Source organism: Streptomyces sp. NPDC051582 (assembly GCF_040681715.1).
Taxonomy (GTDB): Bacteria; Actinomycetota; Actinomycetes; order Streptomycetales; family Streptomycetaceae; genus Streptomyces.
The window spans coordinates 19,794-38,400 of the sequence record NZ_JBFAZJ010000021.1 but is presented as its reverse complement, the minus strand read 5'-3'; the positions used below and the strand labels follow the sequence as shown (position 1 = coordinate 38,400).

General features: G+C 74.2%; 16 protein-coding genes. 8 read left to right on the top strand and 8 right to left on the bottom strand.

Translation table 11 applies throughout. The features are described 5' to 3' along the window. The first annotated feature begins 158 nt into the window (after nucleotides 1-158). From AB0M92_RS25495 to AB0M92_RS25480, 4 genes are all read left to right on the top strand, one after another. Nucleotides 159-1,763, top strand: a complete 1,605-nt coding sequence (locus tag AB0M92_RS25495) for an FAD-dependent monooxygenase (RefSeq protein WP_366104601.1) — start codon at nucleotides 159-161, stop codon at nucleotides 1,761-1,763. A 33-nt stretch (nucleotides 1,764-1,796) separates the two neighbouring features. Beyond that, nucleotides 1,797-1,883, top strand: a complete 87-nt coding sequence (locus tag AB0M92_RS25490) for a putative leader peptide (protein WP_311318651.1) — start codon at nucleotides 1,797-1,799, stop codon at nucleotides 1,881-1,883. Nucleotides 1,884-1,944: 61 nt separating this feature from the next. Continuing rightward, the gene (locus tag AB0M92_RS25485) at nucleotides 1,945-2,514 is read left to right on the top strand and encodes a cysteine dioxygenase (RefSeq protein ID WP_366104600.1); all 570 of its coding nucleotides are present in this window, start codon (nucleotides 1,945-1,947) and stop codon (nucleotides 2,512-2,514) included. Beyond that, the gene (locus tag AB0M92_RS25480) at nucleotides 2,505-2,906 is read left to right on the top strand and encodes a rhodanese-like domain-containing protein (RefSeq protein ID WP_366104687.1); all 402 of its coding nucleotides are present in this window, start codon (nucleotides 2,505-2,507) and stop codon (nucleotides 2,904-2,906) included. The genes AB0M92_RS25485 and AB0M92_RS25480 overlap by 10 nt, the downstream gene beginning before the upstream one ends. Before the next feature lie 107 nt (nucleotides 2,907-3,013). Here AB0M92_RS25480 and AB0M92_RS25475 read toward each other — a convergent pair whose 3' ends face one another. The 3 genes from AB0M92_RS25475 to recA all read right to left on the bottom strand — a co-directional run bounded on the left by AB0M92_RS25475 (nucleotide 3,014) and on the right by recA (nucleotide 7,484). Beyond that, a complete protein-coding gene (locus tag AB0M92_RS25475) occupies nucleotides 3,014-5,593 on the bottom strand; it encodes an FtsX-like permease family protein (RefSeq protein WP_366104599.1) in 2,580 nt (859 codons plus the stop codon). A 133-nt stretch (nucleotides 5,594-5,726) separates the two neighbouring features. After that, nucleotides 5,727-6,371: a recombination regulator RecX gene (gene recX, locus AB0M92_RS25470; RefSeq protein ID WP_366104598.1), complete on the bottom strand. Its 645-nt coding sequence runs from the start codon at nucleotides 6,369-6,371 to the stop codon at nucleotides 5,727-5,729. A 3-nt stretch (nucleotides 6,372-6,374) separates the two neighbouring features. Beyond that, complete coding sequence (gene recA / locus AB0M92_RS25465) at nucleotides 6,375-7,484, bottom strand: recombinase RecA (RefSeq protein WP_366104597.1); 1,110 nt, start codon at nucleotides 7,482-7,484, stop codon at nucleotides 6,375-6,377. 203 nt (nucleotides 7,485-7,687) lie between these two features. Between recA and AB0M92_RS25460 the strand changes: the two genes are divergently transcribed. After that, entirely contained in the window at nucleotides 7,688-8,467 is a 780-nt protein-coding gene (locus tag AB0M92_RS25460; protein WP_366104596.1) for a Clp protease N-terminal domain-containing protein, read from the top strand. Here AB0M92_RS25460 and AB0M92_RS25455 read toward each other — a convergent pair. Together AB0M92_RS25455 and AB0M92_RS25450 are read right to left on the bottom strand one after the other, a co-directional pair. Beyond that, a complete protein-coding gene (locus AB0M92_RS25455) occupies nucleotides 8,400-9,524 on the bottom strand; it encodes an AI-2E family transporter (protein ID WP_366104686.1) in 1,125 nt (374 codons plus the stop codon). The genes AB0M92_RS25460 and AB0M92_RS25455 overlap by 68 nt on opposite strands. 246 nt (nucleotides 9,525-9,770) lie before the next feature. Continuing rightward, nucleotides 9,771-9,965, bottom strand: coding sequence for a DUF3046 domain-containing protein (locus AB0M92_RS25450; protein WP_366104595.1), 195 nt, complete (start codon nucleotides 9,963-9,965; stop codon nucleotides 9,771-9,773). Between the two features lie 169 nt (nucleotides 9,966-10,134). On the opposite strand from AB0M92_RS25450, the gene AB0M92_RS25445 reads away from it, so the two are divergent. After that, on the top strand, nucleotides 10,135-11,049 hold the full coding sequence (locus AB0M92_RS25445; protein ID WP_366104685.1) for a hypothetical protein: 915 nt from the start codon (nucleotides 10,135-10,137) through the stop codon (nucleotides 11,047-11,049). Here AB0M92_RS25445 and AB0M92_RS25440 read toward each other — a convergent pair. The 3 genes from AB0M92_RS25440 to AB0M92_RS25430 all read right to left on the bottom strand — a co-directional run bounded on the left by AB0M92_RS25440 (nucleotide 11,046) and on the right by AB0M92_RS25430 (nucleotide 13,050). Next, nucleotides 11,046-11,354, bottom strand: a complete 309-nt coding sequence (locus tag AB0M92_RS25440; RefSeq protein WP_366104594.1) for an AzlD domain-containing protein — start codon at nucleotides 11,352-11,354, stop codon at nucleotides 11,046-11,048. The two genes, AB0M92_RS25445 and AB0M92_RS25440, sit on opposite strands and share 4 nt — an antisense overlap. Then, nucleotides 11,351-12,049, bottom strand: coding sequence for an AzlC family ABC transporter permease (locus AB0M92_RS25435; protein ID WP_366104684.1), 699 nt, complete (start codon nucleotides 12,047-12,049; stop codon nucleotides 11,351-11,353). The genes AB0M92_RS25440 and AB0M92_RS25435 overlap by 4 nt, the downstream gene beginning before the upstream one ends. A 113-nt stretch (nucleotides 12,050-12,162) precedes the next feature. After that, nucleotides 12,163-13,050 carry an AraC family transcriptional regulator gene (locus AB0M92_RS25430; protein WP_366104593.1) on the bottom strand — a complete coding sequence of 296 codons (888 nt, stop codon included), beginning with the start codon at nucleotides 13,048-13,050 and terminating at the stop codon, nucleotides 12,163-12,165. A gap of 81 nt (nucleotides 13,051-13,131) precedes the next feature. Between AB0M92_RS25430 and AB0M92_RS25425 the strand changes: the two genes are divergently transcribed. Both AB0M92_RS25425 and AB0M92_RS25420 read left to right on the top strand, forming a co-directional pair. After that, nucleotides 13,132-17,724 (top strand): ATP-dependent helicase, encoded by a 4,593-nt coding sequence (locus AB0M92_RS25425; protein WP_366104592.1) that lies wholly within the window; start codon nucleotides 13,132-13,134, stop codon nucleotides 17,722-17,724. 197 nt (nucleotides 17,725-17,921) lie between these two features. After that, a complete protein-coding gene (locus AB0M92_RS25420; RefSeq protein ID WP_366104591.1) occupies nucleotides 17,922-18,593 on the top strand; it encodes a hypothetical protein in 672 nt (223 codons plus the stop codon). Nucleotides 18,594-18,607: the final 14 nt, after the last annotated feature.

The following is an 18,607-nucleotide window of genomic DNA, read 5'->3' as shown; positions in this document are numbered from 1 at the left end:
CTGACGCCCGGTCAGTACACTTGTGTGACACCTGTGGTGCGGCGGAACTCATCCGCCGCACCACACGGCGTTGGCGGGGCCGGGTGTCACTTGACGCAGGCACCTCCAGTGGGTTGCATACGTTCTGTGATCACATACCGGACATCGGGAGCCGCATCATGGACCCGGTGATCGTCGTCGGCGCGGGGCCCGTCGGACTGTCGCTGGCCCTGGCCCTGGCCGGCTCGGGCGTGCCCAGCGTCGTGCTCGACGAGGGACCGGGCAAGGACCTGCCCCGACCTGCCCGTACGGTCGTCCTGCACGAGGACACCTCGGCCATGGTCCACCGGCTCGGCTGTACGACGCTGCGCGACGAGGGGGCGCTGTTCGCCGCCTGGCGCACCATGCGGCGGCGCAGCCGGGCCGACGATCGGCGCATCACCTTCGAGGACCGCCAGGCTCCTCTGCACCTGCCGCAGCACGCCCTCGCGCGCGGGCTGCGCGACGCCGCGGGCACGCATCCGCTGATCCAGCTGGTCACCGACAGCAAACTGGACTCCCTCGAACAGGACGACCGCGGGATCACCGCGCACACCCGGGGCGCCGAGACCACGTGGTGGCGCGGGAGTTACCTGGTCGGCTGCGACGGGGCCCGCTCCACCGTGCGCAAGCTGCTCGGCATCCGCTTCCCGGGCCGCACCGCCGTCGAGCGGCACGCCGTGGCCGCCCTGCGCACCGAACTCCCCTGGCCCGGCGAGGCCCTGCTGCACCGCGACCCGCCGCGGGAGACCACCGCCCGGCCGCTGCCCGACGGGGTGTGGCGGCTGGACTGGCTGCTCCCGGCCCGCGGGGAGCTGGTCACGCCCGACGCGCTCGTCATCCTGATCCGGGACACCCTGGCGGCGTGGTGCGGGGGCGCGACCCCGCCGTACGAGCTCCTCGACACCGGGGTCCACACCCTGCACCACCGGCTGGCCAGGCGCTGGCGCGACCGGCGCGCCTTCCTCGCCGGGGACGCCGCCCACCTGCTGGGCGCGCTCGGCACGCAGGGGGTCGACGAGGGGCTGCGGGACGCCGAGAACCTCGCCTGGAAGCTGTCCCTCGCCTGGCACCAGGGCGCTTCCGAAGCCCTCCTCGACAGCTACGAGGGCGAGCGTCGCACGGCGGTCGCGGCCCGGCTGCGCGCCGCCGACCAGACGATGCCCGTACTGCGCGGGGGCGGTGGCCTGCGGACCTACCTGCCCGGCGCCACCCGCTCCGGGGAAATGCTGCTGACCGACGGCCACTTGGGCCGCGGACCGCTGGGTGCGGCGCCGACGTACGCCCCGCCGGTGGCAGTGCGCGAGGTGCCCACCGACACGGAGCCGGGCGGTCAGGTCGCCAACGTTCCCGTCACCGCACCCGACGGGTCGACGGTGCCGCTGCGCGACCTGCTGGGGCGGGGCCGGCCGCTGGTGGTCCTGGTCGCCCCGGGCACCGGGGTCTGGGATCGGCGGCACTGGCTGGGCGCCGGGCTGATGCCGCGGCTCGCGGCGGCGGTGAGTGCGCTGCCGGTCCGTACCGAACTGCTGGTCGCGGACGGCTACCCGGGGGCGCCCGCGCACACGGTCCTGCTGGTCAGGCCGGACGGGCACCTGGCGGCGACCTTCGCGGGCGTGCGGCCCGCGGAGCTGTACGAGGCGGCTGACACGCTCCGGTGCGGGGCGCCCGAAGGCGCTCGCGCGGCGCTCGACCCGTCGTCAACGACGCCTACGGCCCCGACACATCCGGCCGTGATCGATTGACCGGTCTCCGGTGCGCGTGCTTCACTCGCGGACATGACCGGCAATGACGTGCGCCTGTGGCGGAGGGTCCATATGGACCTGCTCCGCTATGCGGGCTGCGTGTGTCGCCCTTCCTGCTGATTCGCCTCCCCTCGCGCGCTCCGCGCGCACTTTCGCGAACCCCCAGGACGGTCACGCCCCCATGTCTGCGCCCCTTGCCCCCAGTGCATCCACTGCGCCCCTCGCACCTCCGCACGCCCCCGTACGCGCCCCCGCTCCTGCGGTGACGGCGGCGGAACTCCTCGCCTTCGCCCTGCGCACCGCCGCCGACGCGGCGGTCATCGACTCCCTCCCCCTCGACCCCGAGGGCCGCACCTGGATCCGCCTCGACGGACCGGGCGGCAGCGAGGCCTGGGTGATCGGCTGGCCGCCGGGCACCGGCACCGGCTGGCACGACCACGCCGAGTCGCAGGGCGCGTTCGCCACTGCCCGGGGCCGGCTGAAGGAGCACTCGCTGGCGGTCCGGCTCCCCTCGGAGGGCTGGCGGAGCCTGGAACTCGCCCCGGACCTCGACCGCAGTCGCAGCCTGGGCGCGGGGACGGGCCGGGCGTTCGGTGAACACCACGTCCACGAGGTGCTCAACGAGTCGCAGGCGGAGCACGCGGTCTCCGTGCACGCGTACTACCCGCCGCTGCCCCTGATCCGCCGCTTCAGCCGTACCGGGCAGGTGCTCACGCTGGAGCAGGTCGAGCGTCCGGCGGACTGGCAGTGAGCGCCCCGGTCGGCATCGACGCCCTGCTGGAGCGGGTCCGGTCGACGTATGCGCGCATCGGCCCGGTGCAGGCGTACGAGGCGTTCCGCGCCGGCGACGCGCTGCTGGTGGACATCCGCTACCAGGCACTGCGCGAGCGGGACGGCCTGATCCCGGGGGCGCTGGTGGTGGAGCGCAACGAACTGGAATGGCGCCTGGACCCGCAGGGCTCCCACCGCGCTCCCGAGGCAACCTCGCACGACCTGCGGGTGGTGGTGATCTGCAACGAGGGCTACGCCTCCTCCCTGGCGGCTGCCTCCCTCCACGCCCTGGGCCTCCACCGCGCCACGGACCTCACGGGCGGCTTCCAGGCCTGGAAGTCCGCCGGGCTCCCCGTCGCCCCCGCTTCTTAGCCCGGCCGACGTTCGGGGACCGGGCCCGGCAGGCCACGCACACCGCCGGGCCCGGGACCCCCCCCCGCTCTCTGCGGGGCCCCGGGCCCGGGCGGGGCGGCGGCCCGCTATCGCGAGGTGGCCACCTCGACCGGCGGCACGCGCAGCGCGACCCGCCCCGGCAGAGCGGTCGCGGCGAGCGCCAACAGCCCCGCCACACCCACGACCCCCACGTACACCACCGGCAGCACCGCCGGCGCGGCCGCCCCCGTCATCCCCACGCTGAACGCGGTCAGCACGGCCAGCGCGATCCCCGACCCCAGCACCGCCCCGATCAGCACCACCGCCAGCGCCTCCACCCGCAGCATCCGCAGAACCTGCCGCCGTCTGGCCCCCGCCAGCCTCAGCATCGCGAACTCCCGCAGCCGCTCCGACGTGGACATCGCGAGCGTGTTGACCACCGCGATCGCGGTGAACGCCAGGACCAGCCCCATCGCCAGCAGGTTGATCTCGGCACCCGCCTGCTGCCGCTCCGCCCGCACCGCGTCCGCGTCCCGCGCCGACAGCAACCGGACCCCCGGGAACCCCGCGACCGCCGCGGCCGCCTCGGCCGGCCGCTCCCGCCCCGTACCCGGCTCCGCCGCCACCAGCACGCTGTCCGCCAGCGGGTTGTCCACGTGCGCGGCGACGAGATCGTGCGGCAGCGTCAGGTCGCCGAAGCCGAGCCCCCGCGCGTACACGGCAGAGACGGTCAGGGTGACGGGTGTCCCGTCCCCCAGCGCGAGCTCCAGCGGGCTCCCCGGCTCCAGCCCCAGCTGATCGGCGGCCAGTTCGCTCACCGCCACGCTCTTCTCGCCGAACCCGTCCAGGCTCCCGGCCGTCACGCCGGGGTCCCAGGTCCGGGTCAGCCCGGCCGGGGTGACACCCTGCGCTCCGTACTTCGTCAGCCCCACCCGTACGGACGTGTGCACGATCTCGGTGGCCGCCGTGACCCCGGGGGTCCGGCGGATCCGCTCCGCGGCGCCGCCGGTGACACCCGGGCCCCGCGCGGCCAGCACCCAGCCGGCCCGGACTCCGTCGCGGGCCTGCGCCCGGGCTGCCTCGCCCAGCGTCGGCGTGATGAACAGAACGGTGCAGGTCATACCGATCAGCAGGGCGAGCGGGGTGACGGCGGACGCCATGCGGGTGGCATTGCCGCGCAGGTTCGCGGCGGCCAGGTACCCGCCCGGCCCCGCGAGCCTCAGCGGCCCGGCGAGCACCGCCGCCGCGCCGCGGACGAGCAGCGGGCCGAGCAGCGAGACCGCCGCGGCGAACACGACGACCGCGAGGAAGGTCACCGGGGTCGACGCCGGCTCGGTGCGCAGCGCACCGAGTACGGCGACCAGCACCACACCGCCGGCCAGCAGCAGCATCCCGATCGCGATCCGGATCCACGCGGGGCGCCCCCGCTCCACGGCGGCTTCCGCGAGGGCCTCGGCCGGGCGGATCCGGGCGATCCGCCGCCCGGTGATCCTGGCCGCCGCCCAGGCTCCGAGCAGGCTCGCTCCGACGGCGGCGAACATCGGGAAGATGCCGGCGGTGCGCTCCAGGTTGGCGGGGACGACCCCGCTCGCGACGAACCGGCCGTGCAGCCAGGCGGCGAGCGGGAGGCCGGCGAGCGCCCCCGCGACACCGGCGGCCAGACCCACGAGCAGGGCCTCGCGGCCGATCATCCGGCGCAGCTGCTTCGGCGTGGCGGCGATGGCCCGCAGCAGGGCGAGTTCGCGGTAGCGCTGCTGGACGGAGAGGGCGAAGGTGCCGACGACCACGAGGATCGCGACGAGGAGTGCGGTGCCGCCCATGGCCCCGCCCATGGAGACGAGCTTGATGCGCGCGCCGGCCGCGTCGAGGAACTCCACGGGCCCGCGTGCGTCGCCCACGGCGACCTGTGCGCCGCCGCCCGCGCCGCCACCTCCGCCGCCGCCCGCGCCCCGGAGCGCCTGCCGGAGCCTCCCGGCCAGTTCACCCGGGTCGGTCCCGGCAGTCGGCAGGACCCCGATGGCGGTGACCCGTCCGTCGCGGGCGGCCAGCCGTTGCGCCTCGGCGTCGCCGAAGAACAGCGCGTTCTGGCGGGCGAGGTCGCCGCGGGCGCTCTGCGCGATCCCGCTCACGGTGTACGTCTTCGGCTCGCCGGTGGCCTGCACGGTGAGCGGGGCGCCGGTCTTCAGCCCCGCGCGGGCGGCCAGTTCGCGGTCGACGACGACTTCGCCGTCGTTCCGGGGGGAGCGGCCCTCGGTGAGCGTGAAGGGGGTGAGCGCTGCGGAGGCCCAGGCGTGCCCGTACGAGGGCTTCGCGCCACCCGGGGCCCCGACCAGCGGGACGGCCTGGAAGCTGAGCTCCGGCACCGCCCGCTCGACGCCGGGCACGGAACGGACCGCGTCCACGGTGGCGGCGGGGAGCCAGGCCCGTTCGGCGACGGGCTTGGCCTTGTGCTTCGTCTTGGTCTCGCCCTTCTTCTCCGTGACCGTGCTCTGGTGCACGTTCTGGTCGGCGGAGACGACGACCGGCGTGGCCGCGTAGCGCTCGGTGGCGATCTTTCCGCGGAGTCCGGTTTCCAGGAGAGTGCCGCAGGCGGTGATGAGGGCGGCCGCACACAGCAGTGCGACGAAGGCACCGAGGAAGCCGGCCTTGCGGTCCCTGAGGGTCTGGAGGGCGTAACGCAGCATCATGCGGCCAACTCTGCCGCCGGGTGCGCTGGTTGGCAGTGAAGCGCCCCGGCGTCTCGGCCCGGGGGCTATCCCCACCCCCCGGGCCCTGCCCGCGGCCCCGCAGCCCGGAGGCCGACCTCAGGACCCGGGTACCTCAGAACCCCGAATACCCCAGGCCCTCTTCGTCCGTGTCCTCGGCGCCTTCCTGTTCCAGCGCGCGCCGGACCACCCGCAGGGCCATGCCCTCCGGGTACCCCTTGCGGGCGAGCATCCCGGCGAGGCGCCGGAGCCGCTTGTCCCGCTCCAGGCCCCGGGTGGAGCGGAGCTTGCGCTCCACGAGCTCCCGGGCGGTCTGCTCCTCCTGGTCGGAGTCCAGCTGTTCCAGGGCCTCCTGGACCAGGGTGGCGTGCACCCCCTTGGTGCGCAGCTCCTGCGCGAGCGCCCGGCGGGCGAGGCCCCGGCCGCGGTGCCGGGACTCGACCCAGGCCCCGGCGAACGCGGCGTCGTCGATCAGGCCGACCTCTTCGTACCGGGAGAGGACCTCCTGCGACACCTCCTCGGGGATGCCCCGCTTCTCCAGGGCGTCCGCGAGCTGCCGCCGGGTGCGCGGCATCCCGGTGAGCAGGCGCAGACAGATCGCCCGCGCCTGCTCCTCGGGACTCTGGGGCGGCAGTTCCTGGCGGCCTTCGAGGCCGCCGTCACGACGGCCTTCGAGGCCGTCTTCACGACGGCGTTCGCGACCGCCTCCGCGACGGCCCTCCCGGCCGCCGCTCCCGCCGCCCCTTTCCTGCTCCCGCACGGGTCAGCTCTTGGCGACGGCGGCCTTGGCCGTCGTCTTGGCCTTCGGCGCGGGGGCGGGCACGGCCGCTGCCTCGGCGGCAGGCGCACCGGCGGCCGCCTCGGCGGCGGCGTCCTTGCGCACGCCCACGCCCAGCTTCTCCTTGATCTTCCGCTCGATCTCGTTGGCGAGGTCGGGGTTGTCCTTCAGGAAGTTGCGGGCGTTCTCCTTGCCCTGGCCGAGCTGGTCGCCCTCGTACGTGTACCAGGCGCCGGCCTTGCGCACGAAGCCGTGCTCCACGCCCATGTCGATCAGACCGCCCTCACGGCTGATGCCCTGGCCGTAGAGGATGTCGAACTCGGCCTGCTTGAACGGCGGCGCGACCTTGTTCTTGACGACCTTGACGCGGGTACGGTTGCCGACCGCGTCGGTGCCGTCCTTGAGGGTCTCGATGCGGCGGATGTCGAGGCGCACGGAGGCGTAGAACTTCAGCGCCCGGCCGCCGGTGGTGGTCTCCGGCGAGCCGAACATCACACCGATCTTCTCGCGGAGCTGGTTGATGAAGATCGCGGTGGTCTTGGACTGGTTGAGCGCACCGGTGATCTTCCGGAGCGCCTGGCTCATCAGCCGGGCCTGGAGACCCACGTGCGAGTCGCCCATCTCGCCCTCGATCTCCGCACGCGGCACGAGCGCGGCGACGGAGTCGATGACGATCAGGTCGAGGGCGCCGGAGCGGACCAGCATGTCCACGATCTCCAGCGCCTGCTCGCCGGTGTCCGGCTGCGACAGGATGAGGTTGTCGGTGTCGACGCCGAGGGCCTTCGCGTACTCGGGGTCGAGCGCGTGCTCGGCGTCCACGAAGGCGACGGTGCCGCCGGCCTTCTGCGCGTTGGCCACGGCGTGCAGGGTCAGGGTCGTCTTGCCGGAGGACTCCGGGCCGTACACCTCGATCACGCGGCCGCGGGGCAGCCCGCCGACGCCGAGCGCGATGTCCAGCGCGGTCGACCCGGTCGGGATGACCTCGATGGGGTCGTTCGGCTTGTCGCCGAGGCGCATGACCGCACCCTTGCCGAATTGCCGTTCAATCTGTGCGAGCGCGGCGTCGAGAGCCTTCTCGCGGTCGGTGCCTGCCATGGGTTCCACCCGGTTTGCTTGAGTCGATCGCTTCACGCCATTGACGCTAACGCCTGCCACTGACAATGCGCTTCCACGCCCGGTTCGGCTGTGGATAACTCATCAGAATGGATGTTCGATTTCCCTGTCAAGCGGGCTCGCCGGGCACGCGACTGACAACCTGGGGTTGACACTCTTCTGACTGTCAACCTAGGGTTGCACCTATGACGAACCCTTCCGTGGAACCCGTTCGCATGACCAATCCGGTACGCCTCGACGACCTGATCGAGGCCATCAAGAAGGTCCACACCGACACCCTGGAGCAGCTCAGCGGCGCCGTCGTCGTCGCCGAATCGCTCGGCGACGTCGCGGACCACCTCATCGGCCACTTCGTGGACCAGGCCCGCCGCTCGGGCGCCTCCTGGACCGACATCGGCCGCAGCATGGGCGTCACCCGTCAGGCCGCCCAGAAGCGCTTCGTCCCCAAGGCCGACAAGGAGGGCGAGGGCGGCATGGACGCCGGCCAGGGCTTCGGCCGCTTCACCCCGCGCGCCCGCAACGTCGTCGTCACCGCGCAGAACGAGACCCGGGCCGCCGGCAACTCCGAGATCCGCACCGAGCACCTCGTCCTCGGCCTGCTCGCCGAGCCGGAGGGGCTCGCCGCCCTCGCCCTGCGCGCCCAGCAGGTCTCCGCGCAGGACGTGCGCACCGCCGCGACCGCCGCCCTGCCCCCGGCCTCCGACGGGGAGCTCCCCGGCCTCATCCCCTTCGACGCGTCCGCCAAGAAGGCCCTGGAGCTCACCTTCCGCGAGGCCCTGCGCCTGGGCCACAACTACGTCGGCACCGAGCACATCCTCCTCGCCCTCCTCGAACTGGAGAACGGCGAAGGCCTGCTCAGCGGCCTCGGCGTGGACAAGGCCGCCGCCGAGGCGACCGTCAACGAGGCCCTGGCAGCGTTCCTCGACCAAGTCGAGGCCGAGGGCGAGAAGAAGGAGAAGAAGTAGAAGAAGCAGCGGAGTCCCCGGCCGCCCGCTCGGTCAGCTCGTACCGCTTCACGTACGCGCCGAGGAAGGCCTGCAGCGTGGCGACGGCCGGGATCGCGATGAGCGCCCCGACCGCGCCCAGCAGGGCCGTGCCCGCGATGACGGACCCGAAGGCCACCGCCGGGTGGATGTCGACCGTCTTCGAGGTCAGCTTCGGCTGCAGGACGTAGTTCTCGAACTGCTGGTAGATCACCACGAACCCGAGGACGTACAGCGCGTACCAGGGTGAGTCCGGGAAGGCGATCAGCATCGGCAGCGCGCCGGCCAGGTAGGTGCCGATGGTGGGGATGAACTGGGAGACCAGCCCCACCCACACCGCGAGGGCGGGCGCGTACGGCACGTCGAGGATCGCGAAGACCACGTAGTGGGCGATGCCGGAGACCAGGGCCATCAGCCCCCGCGAGTACAGGTAGCCGCCCGTCTTGGCGACGGCGATCTCCCAGGCGCGCAGCACCTCCGACTGCTTCGCGGGGGGCAGTACGGAGCACAGCGCGCGCCGCAGCCGCGGCCCGTCGGCGGCGAAGTAGAAGGAGAAGAGCCCGACCGTCAGCAGCCGGAAGAGCCCGCCGAGCACGGTGGCGGACACGTCGAGCACGCCGGTCGCGCTGTTCTGCACGTACTTCTGGAGCCAGTCGGAGTGCAGCAGGCTGTCCTGGATCGCCAGCCGGGACAGCTTGGTGTGGAAGGTGGTGTTGATCGCGGCGATCACCGAGTCGAGGTAGCGCGGGAAGCCCCCCACCATGTCGACGATCTGTCCGGCGAGCATCGATCCGAGCAGCACGACGAAGCCGGCGGCGGCGACGAACACGCCCAGGAACACCAGGAAGGTGGCGAGCCCGCGCCGCATGCCGCGGGCCGCCATCCGGGACACCGCGGGCTCGACCGCGAGCGCGAGGAAGAACGCGATCAGGATGTTGACGAGCAGCGCGGTCAGCTGGTGGAAGGCCCAGCTGCCGAGCTGGAAGCAGGCGATGAGGGCGAGTACGAGGATGACGGCGCGCGGCAGCCAGCGCGGCATCCGGGCCCCGGCCCCCGCCGCCGGTGCGGCGGCCCCGCCGGGAGGAGCCGCGGACCCCGCGGGCCCGGCCGCCTCGCCCGCGCCGGCGGTGTCGTTCGTCGTCTCGGACGGCTCCGGGGCCCGGGGCGTCCCGGTCGTACCGGTCGTGCCGGTCGTGCCGGTCGTCGTCACGGTCGTCTCATCGGTGGCTGCCACGCCGCCCAGTCTGTCCCACCCGTCCCGCGTACGGGGAAACGGACGCCCGCGTCAGCGCAGCGAGGCGGGCACGTCCATCGCCGCACACACGGCGCGCCAGACGTCCTTGGCCTCCCAGCCCGCGTCCAGCGCCTGGTGCACGGTGCGTCCGCCGAGCTCCGTCATGACGTGGTCCCGCGCGAAGGAGTCCGCGTAGCCCGGGCCGAAGTGCTCGGCCATCCGCTCCCAGAAAATCGTCAACCGCATGCCCCCAGTATCCCGCCCCGGGAGAGTGCACCGGCGCCGTTCGCCTCCCGCCCGCGCCGCAGTGCGCCCTACGGTTTCACGCATGCCTGGAGACGACGCTTCCTCGCTGACCCCACCACACTCATCGACCCCACAGCCACCACCAACCCCACCACCCCTGCCGACCACACTGGCCCGCGCCGAGCGGTTCATCTGGCTCACGGCCCGGGTTCTGGAGCAGCGGCGGTTCGCGTTCCACTTCCTCGGCGGGGAAGCCGACGCGGTGGACACCGCCCTCGGCTCGTACCTCAACGCCGACGGCGGCTACGGCCACGCCCTCGATCCGGACCTGCGCGGTCCGCTCAGCCATCCGCTGCACACCGCCCACGCCCTGCGGATCCTGGACGGCCTGGGCCGCTGCGCCGGCCAGCGGATCGAGCGGCTCTGCCGTCACCTGACCCGGGTCTCCACCGCGGACGGCGCGCTTCCGGTGGTGCTCCCGGCGCCGCACGGCTACCCCGCAGCCCCGTACCACCCGGTGCACGACGATCCGCCGGGCGCGCTGCTGACCACGGGCCCGGTGGTCGGCGTACTGCACCGCAACCGGATCTGGCACGCGTGGCTGTTCCGGGCCACCGACTTCTGCTGGGAGCGCGTCGAGAACCTGCGCCGCACGGACCCGTACGAGATCCAGAGCGCCGCGGCCTTCCTCGACGGCGCCCCCGACCGGGCGCGGGCGGTGGCCGCAGCGGACCGGCTGGGGCGGCTCGTGCGCGAGCAGCGGTTGGTCGTGCTCGACCCGCGCCGGCGCCGCGAGTACCCGCCGTACCCCGGCTGCGCGCCGGGCGAGCAGCTGTTCCCGCACGACGTCGCCAGACGGCCGGAGTCGCTGGCGCGCGGCTGGTTCACCGACGAGGAGCTGCGGCGTTCGCTGGACTTCCTGGCCGCCGGGCAGCAGCAGGACGGCGGCTGGCCGGTCCGGCGGCTCGCGTGGGCGCCGGGCAGTTCGCTGGAGCGGCGCCCGATCGCGACCCTGGAGGCCCTGCTGACCCTGCGCGCGTACGGCCGTCCGCTGACCGGCGATCCCCCGGGGGACCCGGCCTAACCGCCCAGGGCCCGGACCCCGGCGGTGACGACCACCGCGGCGGCGACCACGAGCAGGAACGGCGCCCGCAGCAGCAGGGCGAGCCCCGCGGCGGCCAGCCCGGCGGCGCGGGCGTCGAGCACGAGTTCGTGCCCGGTGCTGAAGGTCTGCTGGGCAGTGAGCGCGGCGAGCAGTGCGACCGGCAGCAGGGCGGCGAGCCGGCGCACCGCGGGCCGCTCCAGCACCCCGGCGGGCACGAGCAGCCCGGTCAGCTTGAGGGCGTAGCAGCCGACGACGGTGAGCGCGATGGCGATCCAGACGTTCACGGGCGGCATCCCTTCAGCCAGAGGATCGCGGGGGCGGCGAGGGCGGCGACGAGCACCGGCAGTCCGGCGGGCAGTACGGGCAGCAGGCCCAGCCCGAGGACGAGGGCGAGCGCGGCGACGGCCCGCTCGGTGGCGGTCTTCAGCATGGGCGCGAGCAGGGCCAGGAAGACGGCCGGTCCGGCGGCGTCCAGTCCCCACGCGGCGGTGTCCCCGAGGGCCTCGGCGCCGAGGGCGCCGAGCAGGGTGGTGAGGTTCCACAGGACGTACAGGCTCAGCCCGGTCACGGTGAACCCGAGCCGCGCCGACTTGCGGTGGCGCTGGGCCAGCGCCACGGCGGTGGTCTCGTCGATCACCCAGTGGGCGGCGAGCGGACGCACGGCCCGGGGCAGGGCGAGCAGCTGCGACAGCCGCAGCCCGTAGAAGGCGTTGCGCGTGCCGAGGAAGAAGGCCCCGGCGGCCGCGGTGAACGGGTTTCCGCCCGCGGCCAGCGCTCCGACGAGTGCGAACTGCGAGGCCCCGGTGAACACGAGCAGGCTCAGCGCACAGGCCTGGAGCACGCTGATCCCGGCTCCGGCGGCGGTCACCCCGAACGCGAACCCGGACAGTCCGACGGCCACGCCGACCCCGAGCGCGTCGCGTACGACGGCCGCCCGCGGCCGGTCCTCGACCCCGCCGGGGCTCTCCTGCCTCACCATCTGTCGCTCTCCCACTCCGCGACCGTACGCAGCCCGCCCCGACCGGGTCTTGTACGTTCTTGCACGTGGGGGCGCCGGCCGTGGCCGGGCGGGGGCTCGTCCGCCCGGCGGGCTCAGCCCCCGGCCGCACCCCCGGGCGCGCCCCCGGCCGCACCTCCGCCACCCGCCCGTTCCCGCCGGTACGCGCCCGGGGGGACGCCGACGATGCGGGTGAAATGGCGGTTCAGGTGCGGCTGGTCGGTGAAGCCGACGGCCACGGCCGCCTCCGCCGGCGCGGTGCCCGCGTCCAGCAGCGCCCGGGCCCGGCGGACTCGGGCGTCGGTGAGCCAGGTGTGCGGCGGCATTCCGTACCGCTCCCGGAAGGCCCGCAGCAGGGCGAACGGGCTGGTCCCCAGCTCCGCGGCGAGCTGTTCCAGCGAGGGCGGCCGCGCCATCCGCTCCAGGAGCGCCGCCCGGGCCGCCGCCGCGTCGGCCGCGCCCGCGCCGCGGACCGTCCGGGCGGGCAGCGGCCCGGCGTGCCGGGTCAGCATCCGCGCGACCGCCCCGCGCAGCAGCGTGTCGGCGGCGAGCGCGTTGCCCTCCTCGGCGGCCCGGTGCACTTCGGTGATCACGTACGAGGTCTGCGGATCGGTGACCGAGTCGGCGGTGAAGCCGGGGGTCCCGCGCAGGCTGGCGATCTCCGCGGCCACCTCGGCGATCAGCTCCCGGGAGGGGTAGAGGGTCGCGTACGCCCAGCCCTCCGGGACCCCGGCGCGCGCCGTGTGCGCCACCTCGGGGTTGATCAGGACCACGCTGCCCGGCCCGGCCCGCACGATGCCGGCGGGCAGGCCGACCTCCTCGATGCCGCCGGTGACGGCCGCGATGACGTACCCGTCGTGGGCGTGGCGCGGGAAGGTGTGGTGGACGTAGTGGGCGCGCAGCAGGTCCAGGCCGGGCAGTTCCGCGTACTGCCAGTGCCGGGCCCACTCCCGTTCGACCGACTCCTGCGCCCTGTCCGCCATGCCCCCATTCTGCGCCCCGCCAGGCCCGGGGCGTTTGCCCAGGTCCGGGCCGTTGTCGGTGCCCGGGTGCAGGATGGGGGCATGGCCGGCTCCGCGCTCGACGCGTTCTCCCCCGCGACCCGCTCCTGGTTCACGGGGGCCTTCGTCTCGCCCACCTCCGCGCAGGAGGGGGCCTGGCGGGCCATCCGGGAGGGCTCCGACGTGCTCGTCGTGGCGCCGACCGGCTCCGGCAAGACCCTGGCGGCCTTCCTCGCCGCCCTCGACCAGCTCGCCTCCACCCCGCCGCCGGCCGAGCCGAAGAAGCGCTGCCGCGTGCTGTACGTGTCCCCGCTGAAGGCCCTCGCCGTCGACGTCGAGCGGAATCTGCGCAGTCCGCTGACCGGGATCCGCCAGGAGTCGGTCCGCCTGGGCCTGCCCGAGCCGGAGATCCGGGTCGGGATCCGCTCGGGGGACACCCCGCCGGCGGAGCGGCGGGCGCTGGCCACCCGGCCGCCGGACATCCTGATCACCACGCCCGAGTCGCTGTTCCTGATGCTGACTTCGGCGGCGCGCGAGGCGCTGGCCGGGATCGAGACGGTGATCCTGGACGAGGTGCACGCGGTCGCGGGGACCAAGCGCGGGGCGCATCTGGCCCTGTCCCTGGAGCGGCTGGACGAGTTGCTGCCGCGCCCCGCCCGCCGGATCGGGCTCTCGGCGACGGTCCGGCCGGTGGACGAGGTGGCCCGCTACCTCGCGCCGCGCGGCAAGGCCGAGATCGTCCAGCCGCCCTCGGCGAAGGAGTTCGACCTGTCGGTGGTCGTCCCGGTCCAGGACATGGGCGAGTTGGGCGGCTCGCCGGCCACCGAGGGGCGGGAGGGCGGGGACAAGCCCTCGATCTGGCCGCATGTGGAGGAGCGGATCGCGGATCTCGTCCAGGCCCACCGCTCCACGATCGTGTTCGCCAACTCCCGCCGCCTCGCCGAGCGCCTGTGCAACCGGCTGAACGAGATCGCGTACGAGCGCGCCACCGGCGAACAGCTCGCCGAGGGGGCGCCGCCGCCGGCCGAGATCATGGCCCAGTCGGGGGCCGCCCAGGGGGCCCCGCCGCTGCTGGCGCGGGCGCACCACGGCTCGGTCTCCAAGGAGCAGCGGGCGCTGGTGGAGGAGGATCTGAAGGCGGGCCGGCTGCCCGCCGTCGTCGCCACCTCCAGTCTGGAACTGGGCATCGACATGGGCGCGGTGGACCTCGTGGTGCAGGTGGAGTCCCCGCCCTCGGTGGCCTCCGGGCTCCAGCGCGTGGGCCGCGCCGGGCACCAGGTGGGCGCGGTCTCCACGGGCGTCGTGTTCCCCAAGTACCGCGGGGACCTGGTCCAGGCGGCCGTGGTCACGGAGCGGATGCGCAGCGGGTCGATCGAGTCCCTGCGCATCCCGTCGAACCCGCTGGACGTGCTCGCGCAGCAGCTGGTCGCGATGACCGCGATGGACACCTGGCAGCTGGACGAGCTGCTGGCCCTCGTGCGGCGGGCGGCGCCGTTCGCGGCGCTGCCGGAGTCGGCGTTCACGGCGGTGCTGGACATGCTGGCGGGCCGGTATCCCTCCGACGCGTTCGCGGAGCTGCGACCCCGGGTCGTGTGGGACCGGGTGGCGGGGACGATCACCGGACGGCCGGGGGCGCAGCGCCTCGCGGTCACCTCCGGCGGCACCATCCCGGACCGGGGCCTGTTCGGCGTGTTCCTCGCGGGGGCCGACCCGAAGAAGGGCGGCGGCCGGGTCGGCGAGCTCGACGAGGAGATGGTCTACGAGTCCCGCGTGGGCGACGTGTTCACGCTGGGCACCACCTCCTGGCGGATCGAGGACATCACCCGTGACCGGGTCCTGGTCTCCCCCGCCCCCGGGGTCCCGGGCCGGCTGCCGTTCTGGAAGGGCGACCAGCTGGGCAGGCCCCTCGAACTGGGCCGTGCGGTCGGCGCGTTCCTGCGCGAGCTCGGCGGCCTGGCCGAGGAGGACGCCCGGCTGCGCCTGGTGGCGGCCGGGCTCGACGCCTGGGCCGGGGAGAACGTCCTGGCGTACCTCGCGGAGCAGCGCGAGGCCTGCGGCCACGTCCCGGACGACCGGACGATCGTGGTCGAGCGGTTCCGTGACGAGCTCGGCGACTGGCGGGTCGTGGTCCACTCCCCCTTCGGTGCCCAGGTGCACGCCCCGTGGGCACTGGCCCTCGGCGCCCGCCTCGCCGAGAAGTACGGCATGGACGCGCAGGTCATGCATGCCGACGACGGGATCGTGCTCCGGCTGCCCGACGCGGACCTGCTCTCGATGGATCTCCTGGACCACGACCCCGCCGCCTCCCACGCCTTCGAGTTCGACGACGAGCAGGCCCCGCTGGGCGCCGCGGACGTCGCCTTCGACCAGGGCGAGATCAACCGGATCGTCACCGACCAGGTCGGCGGATCCGCCCTGTTCGCCTCCCGGTTCCGCGAGTGCGCGGCGCGCGCCCTGCTGCTGCCGCGCCGCAGTCCCGGCAAGCGGACCCCGCTGTGGCAGCAGCGCCAGCGCGCCTCCCAGCTGCTCCAGGTGGCCTCGGAGTTCGGTTCGTTCCCGATCGTGCTGGAAGCCGTACGGGAATGCCTCCAGGACGTGTTCGACGTGCCGGGCCTGACGGAGCTGATGGGGGACATCGAGGCGCGCCGGGTCCGCCTGGTCGAGGTCACCACCCCCGAGCCGTCGCCCTTCGCCCGTTCGCTGCTCTTCGGGTACGTGGCCCAGTTCCTGTACGAGGGGGACTCGCCGCTCGCCGAGCGCAGGGCGGCCGCGCTGTCGCTGGACTCCCGCCTGCTGGCGGAGCTGCTGGGCCAGGCGGAGCTGCGCGAACTGCTCGACGCCGAGGTGCTGGAGGAGCTGGAGCGGGAGCTCCAGTGGCGGACGGAGGACCGCCGGGCCAAGGACGCCGAGTCCGTGGCGGACCTGCTGCGCCTGCTCGGCCCGCTGACCACGGCCGAGCTGGCCGAGCGCGGCGCCGATCCGGCCTGGCCGCAGGCCCTGGCCCGGGCCCGCCGGGCGATCGCGGTCCGGATCGCCGGCGCGGACCACTGGGCGGCGATCGAGGACGCGGGCCGGCTGCGCGACGCGCTGGGCACGGCGCTCCCGGTCGGGGTTCCGGAGGCGTTCACCGAGCCGGTCAAGGACCCGCTCGGCGACCTCCTGGCCCGGTACGCCCGCACCCACGGGCCGTTCACCACGGCCGCCGTCGCCGCCCGCTTCGGCCTGGGCGCGGCGGTGACCGAGGGCGCCCTGCACCGGCTCGCGGCGGCGGGCCGGGTGGTGCAGGGCGAGTTCCACCCGGCCGGCATCGGCCAGGAGTGGTGCGACGCGACCGTGCTGCGCAGGCTGCGCCGCCGCTCGCTGGCGGCGCTGCGCCAGGAGCTGGAGCCGGTCCCGCCGACCTCCCTGGCCACCTTCCTGCCGCAGTGGCAGCACCTGGGCGGCTCCCTGCGCGGCATCGACGGCCTGGCCAGGGCGATCGAGCAGCTCCAGGGCGCGCCGGTGCCCGCCTCGGCGCTGGAGCGGCTGATCCTCCCCTCGCGGGTCTCGGGGTACTCCCCGACCCTGCTGGACGAGCTCACCACCAGCGGGGAGGTGGTCTGGGCGGGATCCGGGGCCCTCCCGGGCAAGGACGGGTGGGTCTCGCTCTACCTGGCGGACGCGGCCCCGCTGCTGCTGCCCCCGGCGCACCCGCTGGAGCTGACGCCCCTGCACCAGTCGATCCTCGACACCCTGTCCGGCGGGTACGGGCTGTTCTTCCGTCAGCTCGCGGAGTCGGTGCGTGCCAAGTGGTCCGAGGCCACCGACCTCGAACTGTCCGATGCCGTCTGGGACCTGGCCTGGTCGGGCCGACTCACCAATGACACGCTCTCCCCGCTGCGCTCCCTGCTCGGCTCGGGCCGCACCGCGGGTGCCACCGCCCACCGGGCCCGGCGCACGGTGCCGCGCGGCCGCTACGGGGCGCTCAGCACCCAGGTGTCGCGTCCGGGGCCGCCCACGGTCTCCGGCCGCTGGTCGCTGCTGCCCGCCCAGGCCCCCGACCCCACCCACCGGGCGCACGCGCTGGCCCGGACCCTGCTGGACCGGCACGGAGTGGTCACGCGGGGCGCGGTGGCCGCCGAGGGCGTGGAGGGCGGCTTCAGCGCCGTGTACCGGGTCCTGTCGGCCTTCGAGGACAGCGGTCAGGCCCGCCGCGGCTATGTGGTGGAGGGCCTGGGCGCGGCCCAGTTCGCGATGGACGGCGCGGTGGACCGGCTGCGCTCGGCCGAACGCAATCCGCCCCCGCTGGCGGCGGTGGTCCTGGCGGCGGCCGATCCGGCGAACGCGTACGGGGCGGCGCTGCCCTGGCCGGAGCCCCCGGCCGGGGCCACGCAGAGGCCCGGCCGCAAGGCGGGCTCGCTGGTGGTGCTGGTCGACGGCGAGCTCGTCCTGTACCTGGAGCGGGGCGGCAAGACGCTGCTGGCCTGGCCCCCGGCGGAGGATCCCCGGCTCGCGGCGGCCACCGCGGCCCTGGCGGCGGCCTCCCGGATCGGCACGCTCCCGGCGCTCACGGTGGAACGCATCAACGCCGCCCCCGCGCTGACCTCCCCGCTGGGCCCGGCCCTGGAGGCGGCCGGCTTCCACGCCACGCCCCGGGGCCTGCGCATGCGCTCGTGAATCCGGTGTGGGGATCCTGTGCCGGAATCCGGCATTCCGGTCTCGACCATCCCACTTATGTCCCGCTTATGTCTTGAGCACGTCACGAAGCCCTCTTCAGCTGGCAACCCCGCCCTTTTATGGACTATCAAGATCACCGCAGGCATCGATCCTGACGATGCCACGCCAAAAGATCACACTCATGGGGGACCTGAAAAGTGAGCACCAACACCATGCGACGAGCAGCAACGGGCGTCATCGGCCTGGCGGTTGCCGGCACCCTGAGCCTCACCGGCTGCAAGAACGGCAACGAAGAGGTCGCACCCGCGCAGTCGAGCGCACCGGCCGGCCAGGGCGGGCAGGACTCCGCACAGCCGAGCACCCCGGCCAGCCCCTCCGCCGACGGCGGCCAGGCCCCCGCCGCGGGCCAGGCGAAGCCCGGCCAGACCTTCAAGATCGGCGAGACGGCGCAGGTGCCGTTCAGCTCCGGCAGCACGAAGGGCGCCATCGCCCTCACCATCACCACCGTCGAGCAGGGCCAGCCGGCCGACCTGGACTCGCTCAAGCTGGGCGACAAGGTCAAGGGGATGATCCCCTACTACATCCGCTACTCGGTCAAGAACACCGGCACCACGGACCTCTCGTTCGCCTCCGTCAGCCACATGAAGGGCCTGCTCCCCGACGGCTCCGAGGCCCAGGGCGTCTCCGTCATCGGCAAGTTCGAGAAGTGCAAGGACGAGACGCTGCCGAAGGGCTTCACCAACGGCCAGACCCAGACCAGCTGCGCCATCGCCCTGGCCCCGTCCGCCCAGACGAAGGTGGTCGGCGCCGAGTACTGGGGCGACCCGTACAACAACCTGAACGACAGCAAGGGCCTCTTCTGGAAGTAGGGCCTGCGCCTTCT